Source organism: Paenarthrobacter sp. NPDC091669 (assembly GCF_044756725.1).
In the GTDB taxonomy this organism is placed as follows: Bacteria; Actinomycetota; Actinomycetes; order Actinomycetales; family Micrococcaceae; genus Arthrobacter; species Arthrobacter bambusae_C.
The window spans coordinates 157,136-169,178 of the sequence record NZ_JBIVTK010000009.1 but is presented as its reverse complement, the minus strand read 5'-3'; the positions used below and the strand labels follow the sequence as shown (position 1 = coordinate 169,178).

The 12,043-nt window shown below is 62.7% G+C and carries 15 protein-coding genes; 9 read left to right on the top strand and 6 right to left on the bottom strand.

Going from position 1 to position 12,043, the window contains the following annotated elements; translation table 11 throughout:
* The first annotated feature begins 8 nt into the window (after positions 1 to 8).
* Complete coding sequence (lhgO, locus tag ACIQLI_RS16285) at positions 9 to 1,229, top strand: L-2-hydroxyglutarate oxidase (protein ID WP_400390269.1); 1,221 nt, start codon at positions 9 to 11, stop codon at positions 1,227 to 1,229.
* Here lhgO and ACIQLI_RS16280 read toward each other — a convergent pair.
* Entirely contained in the window at positions 1,226 to 1,444 is a 219-nt protein-coding gene (locus ACIQLI_RS16280; protein ID WP_400390267.1) for a lysostaphin resistance A-like protein, read from the bottom strand. The genes lhgO and ACIQLI_RS16280 overlap by 4 nt on opposite strands.
* Before the next feature lie 90 nt (positions 1,445 to 1,534).
* Here ACIQLI_RS16280 and ACIQLI_RS16275 point away from each other — a divergent pair, with 90 nt between their 5' ends.
* The 3 genes from ACIQLI_RS16275 to ACIQLI_RS16265 all read left to right on the top strand — a co-directional run bounded on the left by ACIQLI_RS16275 (position 1,535) and on the right by ACIQLI_RS16265 (position 2,928).
* On the top strand, positions 1,535 to 1,738 hold the full coding sequence (locus tag ACIQLI_RS16275; protein WP_400390266.1) for a hypothetical protein: 204 nt from the start codon (positions 1,535 to 1,537) through the stop codon (positions 1,736 to 1,738).
* A 126-nt stretch (positions 1,739 to 1,864) separates the two neighbouring features.
* Positions 1,865 to 2,167 carry a DUF4193 domain-containing protein gene (locus tag ACIQLI_RS16270; RefSeq protein WP_207596486.1) on the top strand — a complete coding sequence of 101 codons (303 nt, stop codon included), beginning with the start codon at positions 1,865 to 1,867 and terminating at the stop codon, positions 2,165 to 2,167.
* A 215-nt stretch (positions 2,168 to 2,382) separates the two neighbouring features.
* Positions 2,383 to 2,928, top strand: a complete 546-nt coding sequence (locus ACIQLI_RS16265; RefSeq protein WP_354231050.1) for a hypothetical protein — start codon at positions 2,383 to 2,385, stop codon at positions 2,926 to 2,928.
* Positions 2,929 to 3,021: 93 nt separating this feature from the next.
* Here ACIQLI_RS16265 and ACIQLI_RS16260 read toward each other — a convergent pair whose 3' ends face one another.
* Positions 3,022 to 4,560, bottom strand: coding sequence for an APC family permease (locus ACIQLI_RS16260; RefSeq protein ID WP_400390265.1), 1,539 nt, complete (start codon positions 4,558 to 4,560; stop codon positions 3,022 to 3,024).
* 12 nt (positions 4,561 to 4,572) lie between these two features.
* Positions 4,573 to 4,806: an agmatine deiminase family protein gene (locus ACIQLI_RS16255; protein WP_400390263.1), complete on the bottom strand. Its 234-nt coding sequence runs from the start codon at positions 4,804 to 4,806 to the stop codon at positions 4,573 to 4,575.
* 325 nt (positions 4,807 to 5,131) lie between these two features.
* On the opposite strand from ACIQLI_RS16255, the gene ACIQLI_RS16250 reads away from it, so the two are divergent.
* Positions 5,132 to 6,589 carry an HNH endonuclease gene (locus ACIQLI_RS16250; RefSeq protein WP_400390261.1) on the top strand — a complete coding sequence of 486 codons (1,458 nt, stop codon included), beginning with the start codon at positions 5,132 to 5,134 and terminating at the stop codon, positions 6,587 to 6,589.
* 105 nt (positions 6,590 to 6,694) lie between these two features.
* Here the strand turns inward: ACIQLI_RS16250 and map are convergent, their stop codons facing one another.
* Positions 6,695 to 7,474: a type I methionyl aminopeptidase gene (map, locus tag ACIQLI_RS16245; protein WP_400390259.1), complete on the bottom strand. Its 780-nt coding sequence runs from the start codon at positions 7,472 to 7,474 to the stop codon at positions 6,695 to 6,697.
* Between the two features lie 68 nt (positions 7,475 to 7,542).
* Between map and ACIQLI_RS16240 the strand changes: the two genes are divergently transcribed.
* Positions 7,543 to 7,845 (top strand): helix-turn-helix transcriptional regulator, encoded by a 303-nt coding sequence (locus ACIQLI_RS16240; RefSeq protein WP_354231040.1) that lies wholly within the window; start codon positions 7,543 to 7,545, stop codon positions 7,843 to 7,845.
* On the opposite strand, the gene ACIQLI_RS16235 is transcribed toward ACIQLI_RS16240, so the two are convergent.
* Entirely contained in the window at positions 7,842 to 8,444 is a 603-nt protein-coding gene (locus tag ACIQLI_RS16235; protein WP_400390257.1) for a helix-turn-helix domain-containing protein, read from the bottom strand. The two genes, ACIQLI_RS16240 and ACIQLI_RS16235, sit on opposite strands and share 4 nt — an antisense overlap.
* Before the next feature lie 130 nt (positions 8,445 to 8,574).
* On the opposite strand from ACIQLI_RS16235, the gene ACIQLI_RS16230 reads away from it, so the two are divergent.
* Complete coding sequence (locus ACIQLI_RS16230) at positions 8,575 to 9,555, top strand: NAD(P)/FAD-dependent oxidoreductase (RefSeq protein ID WP_400390355.1); 981 nt, start codon at positions 8,575 to 8,577, stop codon at positions 9,553 to 9,555.
* A 112-nt stretch (positions 9,556 to 9,667) separates the two neighbouring features.
* A complete protein-coding gene (locus ACIQLI_RS16225; protein WP_400390255.1) occupies positions 9,668 to 9,892 on the top strand; it encodes a hypothetical protein in 225 nt (74 codons plus the stop codon).
* Between the two features lie 133 nt (positions 9,893 to 10,025).
* Here ACIQLI_RS16225 and ACIQLI_RS16220 read toward each other — a convergent pair whose 3' ends face one another.
* Complete coding sequence (locus tag ACIQLI_RS16220) at positions 10,026 to 11,249, bottom strand: amidohydrolase (RefSeq protein WP_400390253.1); 1,224 nt, start codon at positions 11,247 to 11,249, stop codon at positions 10,026 to 10,028.
* A gap of 90 nt (positions 11,250 to 11,339) precedes the next feature.
* On the opposite strand from ACIQLI_RS16220, the gene ACIQLI_RS16215 reads away from it, so the two are divergent.
* Entirely contained in the window at positions 11,340 to 11,999 is a 660-nt protein-coding gene (locus ACIQLI_RS16215; RefSeq protein ID WP_354231031.1) for a cyclodeaminase/cyclohydrolase family protein, read from the top strand.
* Positions 12,000 to 12,043 lie beyond the last annotated feature (44 nt).

Genomic DNA, 12,043 nt, shown 5'->3' with positions numbered 1-12,043 from the left:
GGAGTGCCATGCCCAACCCTCCACGCAAGAGAACCATCAAGCATTGCGCCGTGGTGGGCGGTGGGATCATCGGTGTTGCGGTGGCCAGGGAGCTCTCCAACAGACTCGACGGCGTCCAGGTCACCATTTACGAAAAGGAAGACCGGCTCGCGGCACACCAGACCGGGCACAACTCGGGCGTGGTCCATGCGGGCCTCTACTACGAGCCCGGTGGGCTGAAGGCAAGCCTGTGCCGGAGGGGCGTGGAGTTGCTGCAGGAATTCTGCGCCGCGAAGAACCTTCCCTATGAGGCCTGCGGCAAGTTGGTGATCGCCCAAACGCCGGAGGAATCCACGCGTTTGGACACCATCTTCGCCCGGGCCACAGCCAACGGTGTCCCCGGAGTGCGGATGCTGAGCGGCGGGCAGATACCTGAGGTGGAGCCGAACGCCGTCGGACTTTCTGCCTTGCACTCGCCGGAAACGGCGATCGTCGACTACACAGCCATCACCGAGGCGCTCGCAGACGACGTTCGAGCCATGGGCGGGAGCATCCGGCTGGGGCAGGAAGTTGTGGCGCTGGAGCAGCAGGCCAGTGGGGTAGTGGTGACCACCAAGGACGGCGGGGAACACTACGACCTGGTGGTGGCGTGCGCGGGTCTCCAGTCGGACCGCCTGGCTGCGGCGACCGGCGAGCCGGCGACCCCGAAGATCGTCCCGTTCTTCGGCCAGTATTACTTGGTAGGCCCGGAAGCCCGCCACCAGGTGAAGGGCCTGATCTATCCTGTGCCGGACCCCAAACACCCGTTCCTCGGCGTTCATCTCACCAAGCGGATTGACGGCGAAATGATGCTGGGCCCCAATGCATTCATCTCCTTCGGGCGGGAGTCCTATGCCTGGAACGAGGTGACGTTGCGCGATGTTGCCAACTACGCGCTCTTTCCGGGTTTCTGGAATTTCGCCCGGCAGAATGTGACGTCGGCGGTCCGCGAATTCCAGACCGTGGTGAGCCGGAAGAAATTCATCCGGGAGGCGATGCGCTTTGTTCCGGCGCTGGAGGGTGCCAGCATCCTGCCTGGCACCCGTGGCGTGCGTGCGCAGGCCATGAACGGTGATGGCACGCTGGTGGATGACTTTGTGATTGCACGACGCCGGGACATGGTTTTGGTGCGTAACGCACCATCGCCGGGGGCGACGTCGTCGATGGCCATCGCGGAGTACATCGTCGAGCAGGCGCTGCAGCGTGGCTAATTTTGCGTAGCCGACACGATGTTGAGCAGCACCAAAGCGTTGTTGACGGAATGCAGAAATACGGGCGCCCAGAGATTTTGGTGGAATCTTTTCAGAAGCGCCAAGGCAATGCCGAGCATGAAGAGATACACGAAGGTCAACAGGACAAGGTGGACAGCGGCAAAGATTGCCGCTGATATTGCCACGGCGGCAAAAGGCCTGCAACGTTGCGTCAACCCGCTGAGGAAAGCAGCCTAGCCGAGTAGTTAACAAGCTTGTGACCAGATGGAAACTGACCCCAAACCCAGGCTGGATACGGTTGCCGCATGATCGCTTCACTGACCTCGCTGGCAACCCGTCTCGGCACCACCCTGGGGGCCTGGATCGAGGCCGCCTACGTTCTGGATTGCACTGAAGTGGAGGCAGGGGACGAGCACCGTCTGGCGTGGCTGCCCGCGCTGAGCGGCGTGACGGTGGCCAGCGCCCAGGCCATCCAATCGCACACTGTGGGGGTGCATCCAAAGCCATAGGGAACGCTGCGAAAGCTGCAAAATGTTGCGTTGGGCACACTATTCGTTGAACGCGGGTACTATGCCCTAAACTGCTTCACTGAGGTGCCGGAATAGGCACTATGCAGCAACGAAAGCGAACCCTCAATGGCTACTGATTACGACGCCCCGCGCAAGACCGAAGAAGACTCTCCGGCTGAATCTCTTGAGGCTCTTCAGGCATCCCGTGGCAACGCTGCACAGACTGCAGTCATCGACGTCGAAGAAAACGATACTGCCGAAGGAATCGACCTTCCCGGCGCTGATCTTTCCGGTGAAGAACTGACCGTCATTGTTGTCCCGGAGCAGTCGGATGAATTCACCTGTGGTTCCTGTTTCCTGGTCCGTCACAGGTCCCAGATTGCGCTCGAAAAGAACGGTCTCAAGTTCTGCAAGGACTGCGAAGGATAGGTAACGCCCGGGTCTCGTTATCTTCGATCACGAACATGGGTGCGAAGGCTCTGGAAACTGCCCGTGTCGGCCGTAAATGCTGTCCTTGACGACCCTCCCGTGACCCCCTTGTTGCCCCATTAACGGTTATGCGCCGAAGCGGCAACAACCAGTCCAAAGTGGCTTGCGCCCTCCTACTGTTGAAGTATCAACTTCGCCTGAAGGGGGCACAAAAAATGAGGAAAATTGGAGCGGGTCTGGCAGCCGTCCTGGCCGCAGCCGGACTCGGTCTGGCGGCGCCGGGGCCAGCGTCGGCAGCAGCATATTGCGGACTTGCGTGGGGTTCTTTGGCCAAAGCCGACCCCGACATGAGTTCCGCCAACGTCACCAATGTCCGCACGGGCCAACAGCCGTGTTTCGACCGCATGGTGATCGACATGACCGGAAAAGTGGCCGGCTATTCCGTCCGATATGTTCCGGTAGTCACCCAGGACGCCACCGGCTACCCCATCCCCGTGCTTGGTGACGCAGACCTGCAGGTGGTGGTGACTGCGCCGTCGTACAACCAGTACAGCCAGCCCACCTACCTGCCCGCAGCCAAAGCGGAGCTCTCCAACGTCTCCGGTTATCAGACCTTCCGCCAGGTGGTTTATGCCGGCAGCTTTGAGGGCACCACGAGCATTGGGCTGGGTGTGCGTGCCCGGCTTCCATTCAGGGTCTTCACCTTGGACGGGCCCGACGGCGGCTCCCGCTTGGTAGTGGACGTCGCCCATCGCTGGTGATTGCAGCCGCGGGTCGCCGAGAACGTACAAAAGCGGCCAGTTCGCCGGAATTTTCCGGGTGAACTGGCCGCTTTCCAGCGTTTTCGACGCTCGTTATTCAGGCACCACCAGAGCCGGGGTATCTTTCCGGATGGTCTCGCCGCGGAAGAAGCCGGGCCGGACGCGGGACATGATCAGCATGACCACCGCACCCAAAGCCAGGATTCCGATGCCGAGGACGAACACCAGCCCCACACCGAAGATCTCGGACCCACTGCCGAATTCCGGAGCCCAGCTGTCCACGGCGGTCTGCAGGAACACCACGAACAGTCCGATGCCACCCACCAGCGGGCAAACGAGCCGCAGGAAGAAGTTCCGGGCACTGGTGAAAACGCTGTTGCGGAAGTACCAAGCACAGGCGATGGCCGTCAGCCCGTAGTAGAAACAGATCATCAGGCCCAGAGCCAGGATGGTGTCGTTGAGGACGTTCTCGCTGATGACGTGCATCACCGCATAGAAGCCCGCGGACAGGACGCCCGCCGCAATGGTGGCGAAGCCCGGCGTCGAGAACTTCTTGCTCATGTGGCTGAAGCGCTCGGGCAGGGCGCCGTAGTGCGCCATGGCCAACAGGCTGCGCGACGGCGACGTGAAGGTGGACTGCAGGGATGCCGCTGAACTGGACAGCACGGCGAGGGACATGAGGATTGCGAACGGACCCATGACCGGGGAGGCGAGTGCCGTGAAGACGTTGGCGTGGTTTTCCTCGTTGTTCAGGCCGATTCCCGTGTCACCCACGCCGGCAAACATCATGGTGGCAATGGTGACCAGCAGGTAGATGCCCAGCACGATGACGGCCGTGAGCGTACCCGCAAGTCCGGCGGTCTTCTTGCCGTTGGCGGTTTCCTCGTTCACCGTCAGGCATACATCCCAGCCCCAGTACACGAAGATCGACAACGAGATGCCGGCGGCGATCTGGCCGAAGGTTTCGATCTTGGTGACGTCGAACCAGTCCCAGCTGAAGGGAACAGCTGTCTCGGAAGTAGACCAGTTGGCAAAGGCCATGGCCACGAAAAGTCCCAGCACCAGCAACTGGAAGCCCACCAGGCCGTACTGCACAATCTTGGTGGTGTGCAGGCCGCGGTAGCTGATCCAAACCGCCAACGCCACGAAGACAAAGCACGTAGCGACGTTCAGGAGCTTGTTGGAGGCGAGGTCGGCGAGCTCAGGTGAGCCCGTAGCCTGCGCCAGGAACAGGTAGAAGAAGTCCACGGCAACGCCCGCCAGGTTGGACAGGACAATGATGTTGGCCGCGAGAAGGCCCCAGCCGCCCATCCAGCCAACCCACGGGCCAAACGCCTTGGTGACCCAGGTGAAGGTTGTGCCGCTGTCCGGGGAGTCGGCGTTGAGTTCCCGGTAGGCGAGCGAGACCAGGATCATCGGGATGAACCCGATCAGGAAGATCACGGGCAGTTGCAGCCCCACTTCGTTGACCGTGGGGCCAAGGGCACCCGTCAGCGTGTACGCCGGGGCGATGGTTGAAATGCCAAGAACGACGACGGCGAGGAGCCCCAGCTGCCCCGTCTTCAGTCCCTTGCCGCTGATGTCGTGCGACGTTGCAGCGTCGTTGCCGCTGCGGCGGATTGTCTGGCTCATGTGAGGCCCTTTCTAGATGGCCGAAGGCTGTTGCTGCGTCAGGCAGTGGATGCCGCCGCGGAAGAGTTCGTGCGCGTCAACACTGGCCACGCGGCGGTCCGGGTAGGCAGCGGCGGGAGTGTGGAGGGCTTTCCCGTCCAAGGGGTTGTTGAGGCTGCAGGGGAGTTCGATGATGACGGGGGTACGTGTGGAGGGCTCGACGCGAGCCCGGGAACGGGGGCCTTCGAGGCAGGTAGTTTCGATCATTGGCGGCATGTACTCCGGTGAGATGGCAATCACTAAATGAATAGCGTTCATTTAGTATGACGGGAGTCACTACGAAAGTGCAAGACGCCAACCGAATGGCTTTCATTCATGACTGGCTTCCGGGCCCGGTGAGGCGTTGTTCCCGCCGTTGTTCGATTCCTCCGCCCTACTGCGCCCGGAATGGCGTATTAGGGCAGGAGTTTTGCTCGAGAAAATTGGCCTTGACCGGCAACGCTGCGCGCCGGTGTCTGGTCCCCGTGGTGGCTCGGTCACTGGGCTGGGCGAAGCCTCTAATAATGTCTGTGCCTCCTGCGAGAGTTGGGGCATGAAGCAGATCCGGGAAGGGCAAGCGAAGTCGGCGGCGTTGTCTGCTGCGCCGCTTCTTGCTTTGTCTCAAGGGGTGGCTCGGGCCGGCACCATCAGTGGTGATCTGGTGGGGCAGTTGCGGGTGTTGGAGGAGATGAAGTCGGCTATTTCCGGGTTGCAGGCGCAGATTGCTGTGGCGTTTGATCTGGCGCAGCGGGCTGAGCAGGCCGAGGCCGGGGTGCCGGCGGCGGAGCGTGGCAAGGGTGTAGGGGCGCAGGTGGCGTTGGCGCGGCGGGAATCACCCAACCGTGGCTCGAGGTTGGTGGGCCTGGCCAAAGCCCTGGTGACGGAGATGCCGCGGACCCTGGCGGCGTTGAACAAAGGCCTGCTCAACGAATGGCGGGCGACCCTGTTGGTGAAGGAAACAGCGTGTTTGTCCGTGGAGGACCGGGCTGCGGTGGATGAAGAGCTCGCCCCCGATACCGGGACTTTCGACGGTGTTGGTGACAGGGCCTTGGTCGCTGCCGTGAAAGCTGCCGCGTACCGGCGTGATCCACGGTCAGTTGCCCAGAGGGCCAGCCATGCCGCGACGGAACGGACCGTGAGTCTGCGTCCGGCGCCGGACACCATGACGTACCTGACCGCGCTGCTCCCGGTCGCCCAAGGCGTGGCAGCCTATGCCGCGCTGTCCCGGGCCGCTGATGCCGCCCGTTCCAGTGGTGATCCCCGTGGCCGTGGCCAGGTCATGGCCGACACCCTGACCGAACGCATCACCGGCACCCCGGGCGGGGTCGCCGGTGTTGAACTCCAGCTCGTCATGACCGACCGGACCTTGTTCCAAAGCGATTCCGAACCCGCCCGGCTCCACGGCTACGGCATCGTCCCGGCGGAGTGGGCCAGAACCCTCATCGGTCCGGGAGAACAGACGCAAGGACGCAGGCAGGGGCCAACGGGACAGCGACCGTTACCCCAGCGTGCCCCTTCAGCCAGCCAGGAAGTCCCGGCAAGCCGCGGGTCCTCGCCAGCACGGACAACACCGACGGGCAGTCAGTCGGGCCATGGGCCGGTGCCGGAGGAAGATCACGACTTCGCGGTCTGGGTCCGGCGGCTTTACACTGCACCCGGGAGCGGGGAACTTTTGGCGATGGACTCCAAAGCCCGGCTATTCCCCCACCGACACCGGCGGTTCATCCAAGCCCGCGACCATACCTGCAGGACGCCTTACTGCGACGCGCCCATCCGGCACATCGACCACATCGTGCCCTGGCACTCCGGCGGAACCACCACCCTGGACAACGCCGCAGGACTCTGCGAAGCGTGCAACCATACCAAAGAAAACCCCGGCTGGACCGCCACACCCCTGCCCGCAGAAACCCTCCCCGCAGACACCCACACCCTGCACATCAGCACACCCACCGGACACAGCTACCAATCCAAAGCCCCGCCACTCCCCGGACACCGACCCTCCAGAACGTGAAGATGGAAGGTTGAAGGGGTTGCAGAGCACATCACCGCAGTGCGCGGCGGGCTGATGTGAAGATCCCGCTGCCGGGACAGTACATCTGGTGAGCCAGCGTCACATCTAGTGAGTCAGCGTCGGCAGTGTGAGGATTTCGGCTTCACCGTCGGTGATGGCGATGGTGTGCTCGCTGTGCGCTGTGCGGCAGCCGGTCACGCTTCGGAGCGTCCAGCCGTCCGCGTCTGTGACCAATTGTGCGGTGTCTGCCATCACCCAGGGCTCCAAAGCGAGCAGCAGTCCGGGGCGGAGTTTGTATCCGCGGCCGGGCCGTCCCATGTTGGGTACGTGGGGATCCTGATGCATGGTTGACCCGATGCCGTGCCCGCCGAACTCGGTGTTGACGGGGTAGCCGGCCTCACTGAGGACCGACCCGATGGCATAGGAGATGTCTCCGATGCGGGCGCCTGGCCGGGCAGCGGCAATCCCTGCTCGCAGGGCGCGTTCGGTGGCGTCAATCATTGCAACGCTCTCGGATGGCTTGGATTCACCCACAATGAAGCTGATCGCCGAGTCGGCTGCGATTCCATCTTTCAGGACAGCCAGATCGAGGGTCAGCAGGTCGCCGTCGGCCAGCGCGTAATTTCGGGGCAGGCCGTGCAGGACGGCGTCGTTGACACCTGTGCAGATGTAGTGGCCGAATGGTCCTCGGCCAAAGGACGGTGCGTAGTCGACGTAACAGGAGACAGCCCCGGCTTCGAGGATCATGGACTTGGCCCACCGGTCGACATCCAGGAGATTTGTGCCCACTGTTGCCCGGCTCTTCAGCGCCTGCAGGATGTTGGCAACCAGCGCGCCTGCCTCTTTTGCCCGGTGCAGTTCGGTGGGGCTCAGGATCTCAATCATTCGGCACCTTTCTCGTGTATGACCAATAACTATCCCGGCCATATTATCCCGGTATTACAATTGGAGCTATGGTCAGGTTGCCACTAACACCCGCAGAAGCCGAGCGTGGACAGCGTCTCGGTGCCTTGCTGCGTCGCGCCCGGGGTGACCGCTCGATGCTCGAGACCGCTCTCGATGCCCGGGTATCACCGGAAACGCTGAGGAAGATCGAGTCCGGCAGGGTGGCTACTCCGGCGTTTCCCACGGTGGCCGCGATTGCTGACGTCCTTGGGTTGTCCCTTGATGAGGTGTGGTCAGAGATCAACCGCCCTGCGCCCGATGCTGAGCCGGCAGCTTCCCGCCGGAACGCTCGGGAATGGCTTGCTTCCTAGTCCCGCGGGGCGACTTCCTGTCGTTTGGGTCGTGCCCGTACGTGAAGGCGTTCACCTTGCTGGCCGAACAGGGTAAGGAGCTCGACAGGCTCTGACGTGGCACTGGCAAACCAGTGCGGAGTCCTGGTGTCGAATTCCGCCACTTCGCCCGGTTTGAGGACAAAGTCGTTCCCGCCCAACACCAGCCGGAGCTTGCCGTTGAGGACATATACCCAGTCGTAGCCCTCATGTGACTGCGGCGTCGGGGTCTCTTTGCCCGTGCCACCCTTCAGGACCATTTTGAACGCCTGGATTCCGCCGGGGCGTCGAGTCAAAGGAACGGCGGTTCCCCACTCGTGAACGTGCGGCTTGAGGTGAATGCGCGGATCACCTGTTTGCGGGGCGTCAATCAATTCTTCGAGGGGGACTTGATGCAGCCTCGCTATGGGGAGAAGAAGCTCAAGTGTTGGCTTGCGTTGGCCCGATTCCAGCCTGGAGAGCGTGCTGACGGAGATGCCCGTCCCTTCCGAAGCTTCCGCGAGGGTCACGTTGCGCTGTGTCCGCATGGCGCGCAGGCGAGGGCCGACGGCGTCGAGCATTGTGGTGAAATCGGTAGTCATGCCTTTCAGTTTGCCATATTGGCAAACTTCCTTGCTGATTCCTTCAACAGTGACCAACCATGGAAGGAGCGGCGAAGGGCCGCTGGATACGCCTGGAGGCACAGTGAGCGAAGAAGTAACAGACCGGCAGATGGCCGGAGAGTACGACGTCGTGGTGGTGGGAGGTGGCGCGGCTGGGTTAAGTGCCGCCGTGACCCTGGGCAGGGCCTTGCGGTCCGTCCTCGTCATCGACGCCGGAGAGCCCCGGAACGCGCCAGCCGCCGGGGTTCACGGGTTCCTTTCCCGGGACGGAATCGACCCGAGGGAACTGCTGGAACTGGGGCGGACCGAAGCCCGGGACTACGGGGCGGACGTCGTGGAGGGCGTAGCCGTTGCGGCACGTTCGACGGCGGACCCCACCGCCGGAGCGAAGCCCGCCTTCGAGGTGGAGTTGGCGAACGGCCGGACCGTGGGTGCCCGCCGCTTGCTGGTCACCACGGGATTGACGGACGTTCTCCCGGACATCGAGGGCATCCGGGAACGGTGGGGCCGCGACGTCCTGCATTGTCCCTACTGCCATGGCTGGGAGGTCCGGAACAAGGCGATTGGAATTCTGGGTTCCGGACCGATGGCTTTGCACCAGACACTGCTGTTCCGTCAATGGAGCCCCAACGTCACGCTGTTCCTCAATGACGCTGTGGAGCCGACGGAAGAGGAATGGGAACAACTCGCTGCCCGATCCATCACTGTGGTGGACGGCAAAGTCCAAGCGCTGGAAGTCACTGACGACGCGTTGAGGGGTGTTGTCCTGGCTACGGGCAAGGTGATCCCCATGGAAGCCGTGGTGACCGGACCGCGCTTGGAGGCCCGGTCCGCTGTGCTCGAGTCTTTGGGAGTCCCGTCGGTGGAGCACCCCATGGGCGTAGGAAGCCACGTGGAAGTGAACCCGATGGGCGGTGCAACGTCGGTGCCGGGTGTCTGGGCTGCGGGAAACGTCGCGGATCTCATGGGGCAGGTCATGGCTTCCGCAGCGTCAGGAGTCATGTCGGGCGCTGCCATCAATGCCGATCTCATCATGGAGGAGACCACGTCGGCTGTGCGGGAAGCGCGCCAGGCAGCTCTATCCCACTAGGTCGGATGCTGCGGTGCCGCACAGTGATCCAGCCGATCACAAAGCACAAAACCATCGACGTGCAGGCCCTGTCAGAGGACGATTAAGAGACAGCCGTTAAAGGAGGTTGGGTATGTGCTACGCGTACTACGACGACTTCGAGCGGCGCACGAAGAAGGACTCCGCGCGCAAGCCCGAGACGCACACGTCTGATGCAAAGTCCGATGCAGAGAAGGCAGGGGCCCCGGCGGAGAGCCGTCAACGGACGGAAGGAACGTTGTGGACTTTCCTGGCCCGCCGTCGCAGGGAATCCGCGGTTTCCGAACCGACGATGAACCGCATCCGCGAGAAAGTCTAGGCATTCACTGGCACGGTCAAGGAAGCTGCACCTGCCCGAAAGCAAACTGGACCTGCTCGAACAAGAAAGGTGAAGGCGCTGCGTCCGCAGCGCCTTCACCTTTGCCAGCAGGCTGGTTGGCTTGGCTATAACCCTAGGATGCAGCGGCCAGGAACTCCCGGGCTGCCGTCACCAGGGCTTCCGTTCCCCGTGTCAGCGTTGGCTGGATAACGGGCGCAAAGTATGGCGAGTGGTTCGACGGAATGTCCTCGGGAAGGCGACCAGTTGAGGCGAATTCCTTGAACAAGGCGGGCTCGGCGCCACCCAGGAACCAGAACACCAGCGGTGCACCGGCAGCCGTTGCCAAGACTCCCACGTCCTCGCTCCCGGACACCGGTCCGGGGTCGATCATCTGTGTTTCGCCAAACGTGGCCTTGAAGGCTGCGGACACCCTCTCAGTGGCAGCTTCGTCGTTGACCGTCAGCGGGAACCGTTCCTCGAAATGAATTTCCGGTTCCTTGGGAGCACCTGAAGCTGTGGCTTCCCCCTTGGCAATACGCTCGATTGAGCCGAGGATCTTATCCCTGATGGCATCACTGAACGTGCGGACGCTGAGGCCCAGGGTTGCCGTTTCCGGGATGATGTTGTTCTTGGTCCCTGAGTGAATCTGCCCAACGGTCACCACCGCGGAGTCACTGGCTGCGAGTTCACGCGAGACGATGCCCTGCAACCTGACAGTGGTTGCAGCAGCCATCAATACCGGATCAATGGTGGTCTCCGGGCGCGATCCGTGGCCCCCACGTCCATGCAAAGTGATGTTGAGGGAATCGGCGGACGCCATGGTGACGCCGGGACGCATGCCAAACCATCCTGCGGGGAAGGGGGCCACGTGTTGTCCCAGGACGACGTCGGGTTTCGGCACCACGTCATACAACCCGTCGGCAACCATGGTTTCTGCCCCGCCGCCCCATTCTTCGGCCGGCTGGAAGAGGGCTATCAGGGTGCCTTGCCACTCATCACGTTGGGCGGCCAGGACCTCCACCGCGCCAACAAGGCAGCTCACGTGCACGTCGTGGCCGCACGCATGCATGACGGGCATGTCCTTGCCCTCATGATCAACACCCACGGCCGTGCTGGCGTAGTCCAAACCCGTTGCTTCCTTGACCGGCAACGCATCCATGTCTGCCCTGAGCATCACCACCGGTCCGGGCCCATTGTCCAGAACGCCGACAACCCCGGTCTTTCCGATGTTGCGGTGGACGGTGAAACCGAGGTCTTCAAGATGGCCCGCGGCGATCCCCGCTGTGCGGGTCTCCTGGAAAGACAATTCCGGATGGGCATGCAGGTCTTTGTAGAGCTCTTCTAGGTCAATGGTCATGAGTCTGCCCTTTTCGTTCGACGCCTGGGTCTGGCCAGTGTATCCAGCCCAAAGCTGCAAAGGCCGGGAAGCCCCGGCACACTGGATGGCATGAAAGATTCTGAATCAGTCACCACTCAGCAATCCAGCGTGCAGGTTTGGACCAAGGCCTTGGCGGAATCCACCGGTTCGCCGGGCGGGGGTGCCGGGACCGGGGTCATGCTCTCCATCGCGGCCGCGTTGACGTCCATGGTGGCCGGATACACCGAAGCGGAGGAAGCCCAGCGTGAACAGCTCGCTGGCATCCACGCCCGGGCCCACGCACTCCGCCAAGCTGCGCTTCAACTAGCCGACGACGACGCATCCGCCTCCAACGCTTTCGGCGCCGCCTTCCGCCTCGACCCCGGCCCGGAACGAGACGACGCTGTTCATCAGGCCTCCGTCGATGCTGCCAAGGCTTCGGCCGTCCTGGGGGAACGGGCCATCAACGCCATTGAAGACCTCGGCTGGCTCGCTGCCAACGGGAACCCGGCGCTGATCGCCGATGTCGTTGTGGGCTTTGGAGCTCTCCGTGCAGCCATCGCCGGAGCCCGAACCAACGTGAGCTTCGACCTCGCGTCCCTGACCTCCGCCGGCACCACGCTCCAGGAAGTCAGGGGACAGCATCCAGACCTTTGGAATACGGTGACCCGACTCAGTGACGCCCTGGACAGAATCGACGAACTGACCGCCGGCGTCGACGAAAAAGCGGCGCCGACCGAAGCCTTGTGAGGCCCGGTTTGCGTGCTAAATCCCGGGAGAACCACGCAAAGCGG